General features: G+C 63.1%; 12 protein-coding genes. 2 read left to right on the top strand and 10 right to left on the bottom strand.

Annotated features, from left to right (window positions below; all coding sequences use genetic code 11):
• Positions 1-30: 30 nt before the first annotated feature.
• The 6 genes from FHT69_RS24885 to FHT69_RS24910 all read right to left on the bottom strand — a co-directional run bounded on the left by FHT69_RS24885 (position 31) and on the right by FHT69_RS24910 (position 4,178).
• Positions 31-531 carry a GNAT family N-acetyltransferase gene (locus FHT69_RS24885; RefSeq protein WP_174824480.1) on the bottom strand — a complete coding sequence of 167 codons (501 nt, stop codon included), beginning with the start codon at positions 529-531 and terminating at the stop codon, positions 31-33.
• Entirely contained in the window at positions 528-1,190 is a 663-nt protein-coding gene (gene tsaB / locus FHT69_RS24890) for a tRNA (adenosine(37)-N6)-threonylcarbamoyltransferase complex dimerization subunit type 1 TsaB (protein ID WP_063474773.1), read from the bottom strand. The genes FHT69_RS24885 and tsaB overlap by 4 nt, the downstream gene beginning before the upstream one ends.
• An 89-nt stretch (positions 1,191-1,279) precedes the next feature.
• A complete protein-coding gene (locus FHT69_RS24895; RefSeq protein ID WP_028755485.1) occupies positions 1,280-1,846 on the bottom strand; it encodes a NifU family protein in 567 nt (188 codons plus the stop codon).
• Positions 1,847-1,952: 106 nt separating this feature from the next.
• The gene (locus FHT69_RS24900) at positions 1,953-2,444 is read right to left on the bottom strand and encodes a universal stress protein (protein ID WP_028755484.1); all 492 of its coding nucleotides are present in this window, start codon (positions 2,442-2,444) and stop codon (positions 1,953-1,955) included.
• 108 nt (positions 2,445-2,552) lie between these two features.
• A complete protein-coding gene (trpS, locus tag FHT69_RS24905; RefSeq protein WP_028755483.1) occupies positions 2,553-3,617 on the bottom strand; it encodes a tryptophan--tRNA ligase in 1,065 nt (354 codons plus the stop codon).
• Between the two features lie 162 nt (positions 3,618-3,779).
• The gene (locus tag FHT69_RS24910; protein ID WP_028755482.1) at positions 3,780-4,178 is read right to left on the bottom strand and encodes a VOC family protein; all 399 of its coding nucleotides are present in this window, start codon (positions 4,176-4,178) and stop codon (positions 3,780-3,782) included.
• Positions 4,179-4,364: 186 nt separating this feature from the next.
• Between FHT69_RS24910 and FHT69_RS24915 the strand changes: the two genes are divergently transcribed.
• Positions 4,365-4,793 (top strand): YcbK family protein, encoded by a 429-nt coding sequence (locus FHT69_RS24915; RefSeq protein WP_049810846.1) that lies wholly within the window; start codon positions 4,365-4,367, stop codon positions 4,791-4,793.
• 110 nt (positions 4,794-4,903) lie between these two features.
• Here the strand turns inward: FHT69_RS24915 and murJ are convergent, their stop codons facing one another.
• The 4 genes from murJ to mutS form a co-directional block, all read right to left on the bottom strand.
• Positions 4,904-6,484, bottom strand: a complete 1,581-nt coding sequence (murJ, locus tag FHT69_RS24920; RefSeq protein WP_028755480.1) for a murein biosynthesis integral membrane protein MurJ — start codon at positions 6,482-6,484, stop codon at positions 4,904-4,906.
• A gap of 16 nt (positions 6,485-6,500) precedes the next feature.
• Positions 6,501-9,407 carry a [protein-PII] uridylyltransferase gene (locus tag FHT69_RS24925; protein WP_028755479.1) on the bottom strand — a complete coding sequence of 969 codons (2,907 nt, stop codon included), beginning with the start codon at positions 9,405-9,407 and terminating at the stop codon, positions 6,501-6,503.
• A 135-nt stretch (positions 9,408-9,542) separates the two neighbouring features.
• Entirely contained in the window at positions 9,543-9,818 is a 276-nt protein-coding gene (locus FHT69_RS24930; RefSeq protein ID WP_028755478.1) for a hypothetical protein, read from the bottom strand.
• 12 nt (positions 9,819-9,830) lie between these two features.
• Positions 9,831-12,557 (bottom strand): DNA mismatch repair protein MutS, encoded by a 2,727-nt coding sequence (gene mutS, locus FHT69_RS24935; RefSeq protein WP_028755477.1) that lies wholly within the window; start codon positions 12,555-12,557, stop codon positions 9,831-9,833.
• A 113-nt stretch (positions 12,558-12,670) separates the two neighbouring features.
• Here mutS and FHT69_RS24940 point away from each other — a divergent pair, with 113 nt between their 5' ends.
• Positions 12,671-14,956: an NADP-dependent malic enzyme gene (locus FHT69_RS24940; RefSeq protein ID WP_028755476.1), complete on the top strand. Its 2,286-nt coding sequence runs from the start codon at positions 12,671-12,673 to the stop codon at positions 14,954-14,956.
• Positions 14,957-14,995: the final 39 nt, after the last annotated feature.

Consider the following 14,995-nt stretch of genomic DNA (forward strand, 5'->3'; position numbering starts at 1 on the left):
CGGCCTGCATGTCATCTCGCTGACAGGGAACTACCGAAGAACGCGCTTCATGACAAGCGCCGTGGAGAGGGCGCCGTTTTCCTGCTTGTAGTAACCTTGGCGCTCGCCGACTTTTTCGAAGCCGAGCTTGCGGTAGAGGCCAAGCGCTGCGGTATTGCCGTTGTCGACCTCGAGAAACATGCTCTCGCCGCCGCGGGCGCGCGCCTCGCGCATCGCCGCCTGCATCAGCCGCCAGCCAAGCCCGGCGCGGGCGACCTTCGCCTGCACGGCGATCGTCAGGATCTCCGCCTCGCCGGCGACATGGCGGGCAAGAATGAACCCCGGAAGCGGCTTTTTCAGGATGGCGTTGGTCTGGCGCGCGACGAAGCCGAACACGGTGTCCTGCATCAGCAGGCCGTGAAATTCACCGTCGCCCCAGGGCCGGGCGAAGCGCTCGCCGTGCAGGATGGCGACATCGCGGCAATCCTCGCGCTCCATGGCGATGATTTCGAATTCCGGTTTCAGCGTCAGATAGGCTTCCAGCATCGTCATACTCGTCGGGCAATCGCATACCCGGCCTGCGGCTTGGCATCGGGTCCGCGCAGATAAAGGGGCTTCGGCTTTCCGGAATCGGGGGAGGCGGCAGCACCGAGGCGCGCCACCACGGAGATCGGGAATCGGTTGGCGTGATCGCCGCCGGCATCCGCCTTCAGCAGCGGTGTTGCCGAACCGGTGATCTCGCCGTCGAAGCCGGCGGCAAAAGCCTGGGCCTCCCCAATGCTGACCGCCCGGGGGGCGTCGAGCGGAGAACCGTCGGCTGCAAAGGATTGGAGATAGATTTCGTCCCGCTTGGCGTCCATTGCCGCGAGCACCGCGCGATCAGGCGTCTTGTCGCGCTGGGCAGCGGCCATGACTTCGAGCGTGGTAACGCCGACGGCCGGCACATTGAGGGAAAGCGCAAAACCGCGGGCTGCGGCAACACCGACGCGGATACCGGTAAAGGAGCCGGGACCGATGGTGACGGCAAGCCGGTCGATATCAGAAAGGGCAAGTCCCGCCTGATCCAGCGCGCGATCGACGATACCAATCAGATGTTCAGCATGCCCCTTGCCGATCATGTCCGATGCCTCCCCCAGCATCGTATTCCTGCCGCTGTCGTAGACGCCGGCAGCGCAATCTACACCTGCCGTGTCGAGCGCCAGAATGATCATGCCATCAATTTCCGAATAAACCAGTGTCGCCTATCGATAAATTCGCCTGGCCGAACCTGAGATGAACGACAGGGACGAATTCAAGATTTTTAAGCGGCAATCACTTCCTGCACTTCCGGAACGAAATGGCGCAGCAGGTTCTGCACGCCGTGCTTCAGCGTTGCCGTCGAGGATGGGCAGCCGGCGCAAGAACCCTTCATGTTCAAATAGACCTTGCCGTCCTTGAAGCCGCGGAAGGTGATGTCGCCGCCGTCCTGGGCAACGGCCGGGCGCACGCGGGTCTCCAGAAGCTCCTTGATGGTCAGCACGATCGATTCATCGCCTTCGTCGAAGAATTCGTCGCCGGCATCGGCGTCTTCGGAGAGGATGGAGGCATCGCCCATAACCGGCTTGCCGGACATGAAGTGCTCCATGATCGAGCCCAATATAGCCGGCTTAAGATGCTGCCATTCGGCATTGTCCTTGGAGACGGATATGAAATCATAGCCGAAATAGACGCCGGTGACGCCGGGGATTTCGAACAGGCGGGCGGCGAGCGGCGACGCTTCAGCTTCTTGCGCGCTGCGGAACTCGGCCGTGCCGTTTTCCATCACCACCTTGCCCGGCAGGAACTTCTGCGTGGCGGGGTTCGGCGTGGCTTCGGTCTGAATGAACATCTGGTTCTCCATGCGGACGGCCCGTCGGCTCCGCCGTCTTTAGAATTCTTCAAAAGAAGATAAGCCCATTGCCTGAGCTAATCAAGAGACTTGTACTCAAGAAAAGCTAGCAGAGGGCGTCGATTTCCTCGTTGGTCAGCGTATCCGGCAGCACGGTGACCGGGATCGGAAAGGCGGCGGCGCGGCCGGCGACCGACGAGACCAGCGGCCCCGGGCCTTCCTTGGCCGAACCGGCGGCCAGGACCAGGATCGCCACGTCGCGGTCTTCCTCGATCACGGTATTGATCTGTTCGGCCGCACTGCCCTCGCGGATGACGATCTCGGGCTCGATACCGATCGTTTCGCGCACGATCTGGGCGATCTTGGCAACGACCGCCTCGGCCTCCTCGCGCGCTTCCGCCCGCATGATCTCCTCGACTCCAAGCCATTGCTGGAAATCCCCGTCGGGGATGACGTAGAGCAGCACCAGCCCGCCATTGGAATTCTTCGCGCGCCGGCCGGCATAATGAACGGCGCGTTGGCATTCGGGTGTACCGTCGATCACCGCCATGAATTTGCGGCGATGACCTTCGAGCCGTGAGAGTCGTTTCGATACCATGGCGCGGACTCTGACACCCGAAGCGGGAAATTTGCAAGCCCAGTTTTTGCCCTGATGTCCGAGAACAAAATCCTCTTCTCCCGCGGCGGGGAGAAGAGGAGATCTATCTCAGTAGAGGAAGCCGATGACGTCGCGCACCTGGCGCATCGTCACCTCGGCGCGTGCCCTGGCGCGCTCGCCGCCCTGGCGCAGGATCGCGTCGATATGGCTGGTGTCGTCCATCAGCCGGCGCATTTCGCCGGTGATCGGCGCCAGCACCTGGATGGCGAGGTCGACCAGCGCCGGCTTGAAGACGGAGAATTGCTGGCCGCCGAATTCGGCCAGCACATCCGCCTTCGACTTGTCGGCAAGTGCGGCATAGATCGCCACCAGATTGTCGGCTTCCGGACGGCCCTGCAGCCCGTCGACCTCGCTCGGCAAACCGTCCGGATCGGTCTTTGCCTTGCGGATCTTCTTCGAGATCGCGTCCTCGTCGTCCATCAGGTTGATGCGCGACAGGTCGGAAGGATCGGATTTCGACATTTTCTTGGTGCCGTCGCGCAGCGACATGACCCGCGGCGCCGGTCCGCCGATCAGCGGCTCGACCATCGGGAAATAGGCGTGCACCGGCTCGTTGCCGACGGTGATGTCGATGCCGTAGTCGGTCCTGCCGATATGCTCGGCATAATCGAGGTTGAACTTCATCGCGATGTCGCGGGCAAGCTCCAGATGCTGCTTCTGGTCCTCACCGACTGGCACATGGGTGGCGCGATAGACGAGAATGTCGGCCGCCATCAGGCTCGGATAGGCGTAAAGCCCGAGCGAGGCCTGCTCGCGGTCCTTGCCGGCCTTATCCTTGAACTGCGTCATGCGGTTCATCCAGCCGATGCGGGCGACGCAGTTGAAGATCCAGGCGAGTTCGGCATGCTGCGGCACGGCCGACTGGTTGAAGACGATATGTTTTTCCGGATCGATGCCGGCGGCGATGAAGGCGGCGGCGATCGAGCGCGTCTGGCTCGGCATGTCCTCATGCACGAGCTGGGCGGTGAGCGCATGCATGTCGACGACGCAATAGATGCAGTCATTGCCTTCCTGCAGCGCCACGAACCGGCGGATCGCGCCGAGATAATTGCCGAGATGCAGATTGCCGGTCGGCTGCACGCCGGAGAATACGAGTTTCTTGAATTCGCTCATGTCGTCCTCAATAGGCTGGTGGAGGGCCCACAGCGCCGCGCGTCTTTTCAGGCGCGCAAAGGACGCTGTAACAGTTCAAATTGCTGCGTTATGCGGCAGGGTTTTCACCCATGTTGCTAACGCCGCGGCTTATGCACGGCCGCCCGGTCGCAATCAAGGGGTTCAGGCCGCGTGATGCTGGATCAGATCGAAGGTGTTGCCGTAGGGATCCGCAAAGACCGCGACCGTGCCGTAGAGCTCATGGCGCGGCGCCTCCAGAAAACGCACGCCGGCGGCCAGCATCGCGGCATGGTCGCGCATGAAATCGTCGGTCTTCAGAAAGAAGCCGACACGCCCGCCCGTTTGATTGCCGATTGCCGCCCGCTGCGCCGCATTTGCCGCCTGCGCCAGCAGAAACGCCGCTCCGTCTTCGCCCTTGGGCTTCACCACCACCCAACGTTTGCCCTCTGGCTGTCGCTCATCCTGCAGGCAGTCGAAGCCGAGGGCATCGCAATAAAAGGTCTTGGCGCGGTCGTAGTCGTCGACCACGAGGGTGACGAGGAAAAGCGACTGGATCGTCATGTCTATCTCCCGATTGAGACGTTTATTCCATTTTGGATCGGAAATATCCGTTATTTTAAGCCGAATTGATCAAGCTATTTACTCACAATTGAGTATAAAATTTCACAGAAAAGCTTTTTTTGAACTGAAAATCCTCCGCCTGATGCCGGTGCCGTTGGGGTCGCCGGATAGCCGATCGGAGCGACCATGCAGAACGCAACTTTGCTCGCCATGGCAGGCCTTTTCGCCCTACAATCAGCAACGGGTGCTGTCGGTCAAGAGATCAAAAGGCACGCCGTCCATCTTCCCCAACATGAGGCGCGCACCGCCTACACCGTGCAGACCGTCAGCGTCCGGGCCGGCTGCTTTCCCGAACGGCTGCGGGCGATCCTGTCGCATATTGCCGCAAAGACCGGGCGACGCCCGGTAATAACCTCTGGCCACAGACCGCATCCCCGCCGCCATGGCTCCCTACATGGGAAATGCCTGGCGGCCGATATCAGGATGCCCGGTCTCTCGGAACGCACCATCATCGCGGCGGCAAGAAGTGCGCCCGGCATCGGCGGCATCGGCACCTATTGCAATGGCATCGTCCATGTCGACGTCGGACCGCAAAGGCGCTGGGTCGACTGCTAGAGCGCCGTGCGTCCTTTCGGACGCACAAAGGACGCTCTAACACTTTCAATCTTCGCATCGCGCTTTCCGAAAATCGATTCCGATTTTCGGGCCGATGCGCTACAGCGCGATTACGCGTCTTCTGCCGGGGCCGGCTTGCGGTTCAGATTGCGCCTTATCATGCCGAGATCCGCCCCGCCGATCAGGAAGGCGGCGGCGAAATAGACCAGCATGGCGATCGCAATCAGCAGTCCGAGGGCGCCGATCTTGGTGAGAAGCGGCGCGCCGGAGGCGAGCCACGGCGCCCAATATTGCTTGAGGAAGACGATGGCCGCCCCCATGACGGCTGCGGCGACGACCAACAGGGCGGCGCGTTTTGCCAGCGCCCATTCCCATGTCAGATGGCCGCGGCGCAACAGCGTGGTGAACAGCAGCACGGTGCTGATCCAGCCGGCGGTGGCTTCGGCAACGGCGATGCCGGGCGCGCCCATATAGGGGAAGAGGGTCAGCGCCGTGGCGCAGTTGGTGGCGACTGCGATGGCCGAAAAGCGCATCGGCGTCTTGGTGTCCTCGCGGGCATAAAACCCCGGCTGCAGCGCCTTGATCAGCACGAAGGCCGGCAGGCCGATGCCGTAAATCGCCAGGATCGCGCCGACGACGGCGGTGTTTTCCTGATGGAAGGCGCCGCGCTCATAGAGCACGCGGATGATCTCGTCGGAGAGGATCCAGAGCGCGAAGGCGGCGGGAATCGTCAGGAACAGCACGAATTCGATCGAGCGGTTCTGCAGGTTTCCAGCCTCGCGCAAATTGCCGCCCTTCAGCGCCCGGGCAAGCTCCGGCAGAAGCACGACGCCGACGGCCACACCGACGACGCCGAGCGGCAGCTGGTAGATGCGGTCGGCATATTGCAGCGCTGCGATGGCGCCGTCGCGCGAGGAGGCGATCGCCTGGCCGATCAGCTGGTTGATCTGGGTGATGCCGCCGGTCACCGCGGCCGGCACCGCCAGGATCAGCAGCCGCTTGACGTTGGGCGTCATCTTCGGGAAGCGGAAGCCGATGCTCATGCCGGCCGCAAGCACGCCGACATAGACGACGGCGAGCTGCAGCACGCCGGCGGCAAGAACGCCCCAGGAGAGATACCAGGCCGTCGCCAGCGGATCGGCGCCGGTATAGAGCGCATAAAACAGCGCCCCGATCATCACCACGTTGAGGAAAACCGGCGCGATGGCGGCGGCGAAGAAATGATGCAGTGAATTCAGCATGCCGCTCATCATCGCCGTCAGCGACATGCACATCAGATAGGGAAACATCACCGCCGCCATGCGGATGGTGATCGAGAATTTGTCGGGATCGTCGGCAAAACCCGGCGCGATGACGAAGCGCACCAAGAGCGGCATGGCAAGCTCCATCACGATGGTGATGAGCAGCAGCACCGAAAACAACACGCCGAAGACTTCTTCCGAAAAGCGCTTGGCGCCCTCCGTGCCGTTCGCCTCGATCTCCTTGGCAAAGAGCGGCACGAAGGCGGCGTTGAAAGCGCCCTCGGCAAACAGCCGGCGGAAGAGGTTCGGAAAGCGGAAGGCGGCGTAGAAGACGTCGGCCATCGGTCCGGTGCCCAGCGCCGCCGCCATCAGCGTTTCACGGGCGAAGCCGAAGATGCGGCTGCCGAGGGTGGCGCCGCCGACGGTCGCGAATTTCTTGACGAGGCTCATGCGTTGGGGCTCATGCTCATATGGGGGAACCGGCTTTCTTTTCGGCGGAAGTCGGGGTCCGGGCGGTGGCGGCCGGCGCGATGATGCCGGAAGGCATGCGCTCGCGCAGCTCGTCTTCCTCCTCGGCCATGACCGCCTTCATCCGGGCGGTGATGTTGGCGCGCTTGCTGTCGCCGGAGATTTTCTGGCCGACCAGATCGGTGACGTAGAAGGTGTCGATCACCTTCTCGCCGAAGGTGGTGATGCGGGCCGACTGGATGTCGAGCGACAGATCGGAGAGCACGGCGGTGATTTCCGACAGCAATCCCGGCCGGTCGAGGCATTCGACCTCGATGACCGTGAACTTGTTCGACAGGCTGTTGGTGATGTTGACCGACGGCGGAATGACGAAGGCCTTGCTTTTCTTGCGGTTGCGCGTGCGCGTGGCGATGACCTCGGGCAGCCGCTTGCGGCCGGAAAGCACATCCTCGATCATCCGGCCGATCGTCGCGGCCCGGCGCAGCTCGTCGGCATCGTCGGGAAATTCGCGGCTGACATGGATGGTGTCGAGCGCCCGCCCGTCCGATGTCGTGAAGATCTGCGCGTCGACGATGTTGGCGCCGGCCGCGGCACAGGCGCCCGCGATGACGGCGAGCAGCCGCGGATGGTCGGGCGACAGCACGGTGATCTCGGTGATCGCATGGAAACTGTCGGTCCGCACCGTGGTGGCGAGCGCCTGGCCCGCTTTGTCGGCCTGACGGATGAAATTCGCGTGGCGAATCTGGTCTTCCAGCGGCACGGAGAGCAGATAGGGCTGGTAGTGCAGCTTCGTATAGGTGTTGCGGTCCTTCTGGCTCCAGTCGGCAAGGGCCGCATGCAGCGCCTCGGCGGCGGCATTGGCCCGCTCCTTGCGGGAAACCTCGGAAAAGCCGCCGGCGAGCAGCAATTCAGTTTCATAATAGAGGGTGCGCAGCAGCTGGCCCTTCCAGCCGTTCCAGACGCCCGGACCGACGGCGCGGATATCGCAGATCGTCAGGATCAACAGCATCTTCAGCCGCTCGAGCGACTGCACCCGGTCGGCGAAATCGGTGATCGTCTTGCGGTCGGTGAGGTCGCGGGTCTGCGCCACCATCGACATCGTCAGATGTTCCTCGATCAGCCAGACGACGATTTCGGTCTGCTTCTGCGACAGGGCGAAGCGGGCGCAGAGTTTGCGGGCGACGCGGGCGCCGGCGATCGAATGATCCTCCTGGCGGCCCTTGGCGATGTCGTGGAGAAGAACGGCGAGATAAAGCGCCTCGCGGTCCTCGATGCCCGAGATCAGCTTGTTGGCAAGCGGATGCAGCTCCTCGGCGCGCCCCTTGTCGATCTCGGAGAGAATGTCGACGGTGCGGATCAGATGTTCATCGACCGTATAGTGGTGATACATGTTGAACTGCATCATCGCGACGATCTTGCCGAATTCGGGGATGAAGCGGCCGAGCACGCCGGCCTCGTTCATGCGGCGCAGGATGAGCGCCGGATCGCGCTTCGACGTCAGGATCGACATGAACAGGCGGTTCGCCTCGTCGTTTTCCCGCAGGCTATTATCGATCAGGGCAAGCGACCGGGTGACGCGTTTCAGCGCGTCCGGATGGAATTCCAGCCCGTTGATGTCGGCGACGTGGAAGAGCCGGATGATGTTGACCGGATCGCGCTTGAAGACTTCCGGATCGGCGAGCGCAATGCGGCCGCGGTCTTCGACGAATTCGACGCTGCCGGCGATCTTGCGGTTGCGATGGGTGAAGCGGCTGATGACGCCGGTCAGGCCGGGGATCGTCTTCGCCTGCTGGTCTTCGAGCGCGGCGCAGAGGATGCGCGTGAGATCGCCGACATCCTTGGCGACCAGGAAATAGTGCTTCATGAAGCGCTCGACGGCCGAAAGGCCCGGGCGGGTGTGATAGCCGAAGGCTTCGGCGATCTCGCGCTGGATGTCGAAGGACAGGCGCTCCTCGGCCTTGCCGGTCAGGAAGTGCATATGGCAACGCACCGCCCAGAGAAAATCGTCGGCTTTCTCGAGCAGACGGTATTCGTGTTTGGACAGCACGCCGAGCTTGACCAGCTCCGCCTGGTCGCGCACGTGATAATAATATTTCGAGATCCAGAACAGCGTGTGCAGGTCGCGAAGCCCGCCCTTGCCTTCCTTGACATTCGGTTCGACGAGATAACGTGTGTCCCCGGCCTTGCGGTGGCGCTCGTCGCGCTCGGCAAGCTTGGCGGCGATGAATTCCGGGCCGGTGCCGGTGACGATCTCCTTGTCGAAGCGGGTCTCGAGTTCGGTTTCCAGCCGCTGCAGGCCGCAGATATAGCGCATCTCGAGGATAGCGGTGCGGATCGTCATGTCGGATTTAGAAAGCGCGATGCATTCCTCCACCGTGCGGGTGGCGTGGCCGACCTTGAAGCCCATGTCCCAGAGCACGTAGAGCATGAATTCGACCGCCTTGTGCGTCTCTTCGGCCGGTCTCGGCAGGAAGAGGAAGAGCAGGTCGATATCCGAACCCGGCGCCAGCGTGTCGCGGCCATAGCCGCCAACGGCGGTGACCGCGAACTTGTCCTTCTGCCGCGGAAAGATATGGGCGGTGGCAAAATTGTAGAGGACGGTGATGATCTGGTCTTGCAGCCAGGAAATCCGGTAGGCGCAATTGAGCCCACCGCCGTCGGCCAAGAGGGCGGCGCGCGCCTTCTGCCGGCCTTCCGCGCTCGCCTTTTTCAGCACCGCCAGAAGATCGGCGCGCAGGAGGTCGGGCCGGTTGCTGTTGGCCTCGGCAACGGCGTCGCACTGCTTCTGCAGCAATTCGACATCGAGGATATTGGAGAAATCGAGGTCGCGCATCGCTGTCGCCGGGGCGGTTTCCTGTTCATGCCGGACTGCCGGTTCACGGTCTGCCGCTTGTTTCGTCTGCATGCGCTATAGCCCCTTTGCCCGGCGATTGACACGGGCTTTCATACTGCAAGAACCTTTAAATTTGGCGAAATGGTGTTGGTTCACGGCAAGAGGCGAGGGCGCTTTGACGCAAGGCGCGGGCTTTTTGCGAAAACTTCAGCTGGCGGCCCGCGCATTCAGCAAATGCAGCACCTGGCGTGTCTCGCCCATGATCTCCTCGATCGTCTGCCTGTCGCATTCGCGATAACCCGCCTTGGCGATCGCGGAGCCGAGCTCGCAGATCACGGCGCAGCAGCGGGTGATTTTCAGCATGCCGATCGGCGAGGTCCAGCCACGCGCATTGCGGTCCTTATCGGCGCGCCGCATCGTGTCGAGCATGGAGCAGATGAGCGAGAGGCGCTCGGTTTCGCGAACCAGTTTTTCCATGAACATGGCGCGCCGCTCCTATTTCAGTTTCTTCTTGAGGTCGTAAAGTGCGTCCATTGCCTCGCGCGGCGTCATATCGTCAAGGCTCATCGCCTTCAGCGCCTCCTCGACCTTGGACGGGCCGCGGGCCGTGTCCTCGCGGCGCACCGCCACCTGGAAGAGCGGCAGGTCGTCGATCAGCTGGCTCGCCGGGTTTTTGCGGTCAGCATCTTCCAGACGGGTAAGCACGTCGCGGGCCCGCGCCACGACCGAGGCCGGCAGCCCGGCAAGGCGCGCGACCTGGATGCCGTAGGAGCGATCCGCCGCCCCCGGCCCGACCTCGTGCAGGAAGATGACGTCGCCGTCCCATTCCTTGACGCGCATCGTGGCGTTCGACAGCCGGCCAAGCTTTTCCGAAAGCACGGTCAGCTCATGGAAATGCGTGGCGAAGAGGCCGCGGCAGCGATTGACCTCATGCAGGTGTTCGACGGCCGCCCAGGCGATCGACAGGCCGTCAAAGGTGGCGGTGCCGCGGCCGATCTCGTCGAGGATGACGAGCGAACGGTCGCTCGCCTGGTTGAGGATCGCAGCCGTTTCCACCATCTCGACCATGAAGGTGGAGCGCCCGCGCGCCAGATCGTCGGAGGCGCCGACGCGGGAGAAAAGCCGGTCGACGATGCCGATATGGGCTGATGTCGCCGGCACGAAGGAGCCCATCTGCGCCAGGATAGCGATCAGCGCGTTCTGGCGCAGAAAGGTCGACTTGCCGCCCATGTTCGGGCCGGTCAAGAGCCAGATCGCCCCGTCCCGGTCGCCGGTCTTCGGCGACAGATCGCAATGATTGGCGACGAAGGGCCCGCCCGCCTGCCGCCGCAGCGCCTGCTCGACGACCGGATGGCGCCCGCCCTCGATGGCAAACATCTTCGAGCCGTCGACCTGCGGGCGGCAATAGGCCTGCTCTTCGGCGAGAAGCGCCAGGCCCGCGGCGACGTCGATGACGGCAAGCGCCTTCGCGCCCGATTTGATCGCCTCGGCTTCCGCAACCACGGCCGCCGTCATCCTGTCGAAGGCTGCAAGTTCGATCGAAAGCGCCCGGTCGGCGGCATTGGCGATGCGGCTTTCGAGATCGGCAAGTTCGGTGGTGGTGAAGCGCATCGCGCTCGCCATTGTCTGGCGGTGGATGAAGCGCGCCTTGGCCTCCGCCGTATCGGTCATCGGCGCAGCATTGCCGGCGGTGACCTCGATGAAATAGCCGAGGATATTGTTGTGCTTGATCTTCAGCGACCGGATGCCGGTTTCCTCGGCATATTGCAATTGCAGGCCGGCGATGACCCGGCGCGACTGGTCGCGCAGCGCCCGGACCTCGTCGAGTTCGGCGCTGGCGCCGTCGCGCAGAAAACCGCCGTCGCGTTTCAACAGCGGCAATTCATCGGCAAGCGTTTCGGCAAGCAGCTTTTCCAAGGCTGCGGGAAGCGCCTGCAGCCCGGACAATGCCTGGCCGAGCTCTTCGGGCAGCATCGCCTTGTCGAGCAGGCCTGCAAGTCCCGCCGCCGCTTCCAGGCCCTGGCGGATCGCCCAGAGATCGCGCGGGCCGCCGCGGTCGAGTGCGAGGCGCGACAGCGCACGCGGCATGTCGGGCACATGTTTCAGCGTGTCGCGCAGATTGCCGCAGAACAGGGGTTCGTCGATCAGGAAACCGATCGAATCGAGCCGCGCATTGATACGGGCAGGGTCGGTCAGCGGCGACATTAGCCGCTCGGCGAGAAGCCTGGCGCCGCCGCCGGTGACGGTGCGGTCGATCGCTTTCAAGAGCGAACCATTGCGATCACCCGAAAGCGTGCGGGCAAGTTCCAGATTGGCGCGCGTGGCGGGGTCGATGAACAGCGTCGAAGCCGCACTTTCCCGCTCCGGTTTTCCAAGCGGCGGGCGCTCGGCGATCTGCGTCTTCTCGACATAGGCGACGGCAGCTGCCGCTGCCGCGAGTTCGGCGCGCGAGAAGGTGCCGAAGCCGTCGAGCGTCGCGACGCCGAAATAACGGGCAATCCGGCCCTCGGCGCTGGCGCTGTCGAAGAGCACGGAAGGCTGCGGTACGGCTGTCCGGCCGAGCACGTCGAAGACCGGCTTGAGCTCTGGATCGTGGAAGATCGTGTCGGGCAGGATGAGTTCGCGCGGATCGATGCGCAGGATATCGGCCAGCAGCCGAGAGGCTTCGGTTTCGGCAAGCCGGAAGACGCCCGTGGAAATATCGATCCAGGCAAGCGCCAGCAAGGGCTCGGCCCCGCCGCGAATGCGGGTCAGCGCCATCAGATAGTTGGACTCCGAGGGCGAAAGCAGCTTTTCCTCGGTGATCGTGCCGGGGGTGACGAGGCGGATGACGTCGCGCTTGACGACGGATTTCGCGCCGCGTTTTTTCGCTTCGGCCGGATCCTCGATCTGCTCGCAGACGGCGACGCGGAAGCCGAGCGAGATCAGCTTCTGCAGATAATCGTCGGCCGCATGCACCGGAACGCCGCACATCGGGATATCCTGGCCCATGTGCTGGCCGCGCTTCGTCAGCGTGATGCCGAGCGCGCGCGACGCTTCCAGCGCGTCCTCGAAGAACAGCTCGTAGAAATCGCCCATCCGGTAGAAGAGCAGCGAACCCGGATTGTTCGCCTTGATCTCGATATATTGCTCCATCATCGGCGTCGCCGAGGCACGGCTTTCCGCCGTGGCGAGCTCGGCAGCCGAAAAGGCTTCATTCCCTGTGTCTATTCGTGCGTTCACGGAGGTGGAGTTTTTCCCAAAAAAACAGGTGCCAACCCTATCCGCCCGCCGCTATAGATGACAACAGCATTTGAGGAAGAGCAAAGCGTCGCCCACAGGACGTTGGAGGATTTATGCCCGATATCGATAAGAAGGACCGGCCGGTGACCTCTGTTACCGACCAGGAGGCGCTCGAATTTCACGCCATGGGCCGGCCCGGCAAGCTGGAGATCAACCCGACCAAGCCGATGGCGACGCAACGCGATCTCTCGCTGGCCTATTCGCCGGGTGTTGCCGTGCCGGTGAAGGCGATCGCCGCCGATCCGCAGACGGCCTATGATTACACGGCGCGCGGCAATATGGTCGCCGTCATATCCAACGGCACGGCAATCCTCGGTCTCGGCAATCTCGGCGCGCTGGCTTCCAAGCCCGTCATGGAAGGCAAGGCGGTGCTCTTCAAGCGCTTCGCCGACGTCGATTCCATCGACCTCGAGATCGATACGGAAAATGTCGACGAGTTCATCAACTGCGTGCGCTTCCTCGGTCCTTCCTTCGGCGGCATCAACCTCGAGGATATCAAGGCACCGGATTGTTTCGTCATCGAAAGCCGGCTGCGCGAGCTGATGGACATTCCCGTCTTCCATGACGACCAGCATGGAACGGCCATCATCGCCGCTGCCGGCCTGATCAACGCGCTGGAGCTGACCGGCCGCGACCTGAAGACGACAAAGCTCGTCTGCAATGGTGCCGGTGCTGCGGCGATCGCCTGCGTCGAACTCATCAAGGCGATGGGGTTTGCCCCTGACAATGTCATCCTCTGCGACACCAAGGGCGTCATCTACCAGGGTCGCACCGAGGGTATGAACCAGTGGAAATCGGCGCATGCGGCAAAGACCGACGCACGCACGCTGGAAGAGGCGATGCAGGGCGCGGACGTCGTTTTCGGCCTGTCGCAGAAAGGTGCGTTTTCGGCCGAGATGATCCGCTCGATGGCCGAGCGGCCGATCATCTTCGCCATGGCCAATCCCGATCCCGAGATCACGCCGGAAGAGGTCGCCCGCATCCGCGACGACGCCATCATGGCGACGGGCCGGTCGGACTATCCGAACCAGGTCAACAACGTCCTCGGCTTTCCCTATATCTTCCGCGGCGCTCTCGATGTCCGTGCCTCGACAATCAACGATGCGATGAAGATCGCCGCTGTCAATGCGCTGGCAAACCTGGCCCGCGAGGACGTGCCCGATGACGTTGTCGCCGCCTATCAGGGCAACCGGCCGCGTTTCGGGTCGCAATACATCATTCCCGTTCCCTTCGATCCCCGCCTGATCTCGGCGATCCCGGTGGCAGTCGCGCAGGCTGCGATCGAAAGCGGCGTCGCCCGCAAGGTCATCACCGACATGGCGGGTTATGCCCGCGAGCTGTCGGCACGCCGCGATCCGATCGCCTCGACGCTCGCCAGCCTCTACGAGCGTGTCCGCCGCCGCCCGAAGCGGATCGTCTTTGCCGAGGCCGAGGAAGAACAGGTCCTGCGCGCAGCTCTTTCCTATGCCAACCAGCAGCTCGGCACCGCCATCCTGCTCGGCCGTGAGGATCTGATCCGGGCGACGGCGGAACGCGCCGGCATCGATCTCAACCGGCCCGGCCTCGAGATCGTCAATGCCCGTATCTCCACCCGCATTGAGGCCTATGTCGATTATCTCTATGCGAGGCTGCAGCGGCACGGTTATCTCTATCGCGATGCCCAGCGGTTGATCCACAACGACCGCAACCACTTCGCCGCCACCATGGTGGCGCTCGGCGACGCCGACGGCATGGTGACGGGCATCACCCGCAATTATTCGACGGCGCTCGAGGATGTACGCCGCTGCATCGACGAGAAGCCCGGCCACCGCATCATCGGCGTGTCGCTGGCGCTCTGCCGCGGCCGCACGGTCTTCGTGGCCGATACGGCGGTGCACGACATGCCGACGGCCGAGCAGCTTGCCGATATTGCCGAGGAGGCCGCGGGTCTGGCGCGGCGCATGGGTTATTCGCCACGCGTCGCCCTGCTTGCCTATTCCACCTTCGGCCATCCCTCGGGCGAACGCTCCGAGCGGGTGCGCGAGGCTGTGAAGATCCTCGACAAGCGTCGCGTCGATTTCGAATATGACGGCGAGATGGCGGCCGACGTCGCTCTGAACCGCAAGGTGATGGAGCAATATCCTTTCTGCCGCCTGTCCGGCCCGGCCAACGTGCTCGTCATGCCGGCTTTCCACTCGGCCTCGATCTCGACCAAGATGCTGCAAGAACTTGGCGGCTCCACGGTGATCGGTCCGATCCTCGTCGGCGTCGACAAGCCGGTGCAGATCACCGCGATGGGCGCCAAGGATTCCGACATCGTCAACATGGCGGCGATCGCCGCCTATGGGGCGGGTTCGTAAACGCGCCTCTTGCGACATATGAGACGGCATTCCGTGCCC

The organism is Rhizobium sp. BK008 (assembly GCF_014197345.1).
Taxonomy (GTDB): domain Bacteria; phylum Pseudomonadota; class Alphaproteobacteria; order Rhizobiales; family Rhizobiaceae; genus Rhizobium; species Rhizobium anhuiense.

Bases quoted from the DNA above. Each gene is read 5' to 3' on its own strand.
- FHT69_RS24885 (WP_174824480.1), bottom strand. From the start codon at position 531: ATGACGATGCTGGAAGCCTATCTGACGCTGAAACCGGAATTCGAAATC.
- tsaB (WP_063474773.1), bottom strand. From the start codon at position 1,190: ATGATCATTCTGGCGCTCGACACGGCAGGTGTAGATTGCGCTGCCGGC.
- FHT69_RS24895 (WP_028755485.1), bottom strand. From the start codon at position 1,846: ATGTTCATTCAGACCGAAGCCACGCCGAACCCCGCCACGCAGAAGTTC.
- FHT69_RS24900 (WP_028755484.1), bottom strand. From the start codon at position 2,444: ATGGTATCGAAACGACTCTCACGGCTCGAAGGTCATCGCCGCAAATTC.
- trpS (WP_028755483.1), bottom strand. From the start codon at position 3,617: ATGAGCGAATTCAAGAAACTCGTATTCTCCGGCGTGCAGCCGACCGGC.
- FHT69_RS24910 (WP_028755482.1), bottom strand. From the start codon at position 4,178: ATGACGATCCAGTCGCTTTTCCTCGTCACCCTCGTGGTCGACGACTAC.
- FHT69_RS24915 (WP_049810846.1), top strand. From the start codon at position 4,365: ATGCAGAACGCAACTTTGCTCGCCATGGCAGGCCTTTTCGCCCTACAA.
- murJ (WP_028755480.1), bottom strand. From the start codon at position 6,484: ATGAGCCTCGTCAAGAAATTCGCGACCGTCGGCGGCGCCACCCTCGGC.
- FHT69_RS24925 (WP_028755479.1), bottom strand. From the start codon at position 9,407: ATGCAGACGAAACAAGCGGCAGACCGTGAACCGGCAGTCCGGCATGAA.
- FHT69_RS24930 (WP_028755478.1), bottom strand. From the start codon at position 9,818: ATGTTCATGGAAAAACTGGTTCGCGAAACCGAGCGCCTCTCGCTCATC.
- FHT69_RS24940 (WP_028755476.1), top strand. From the start codon at position 12,671: ATGCCCGATATCGATAAGAAGGACCGGCCGGTGACCTCTGTTACCGAC.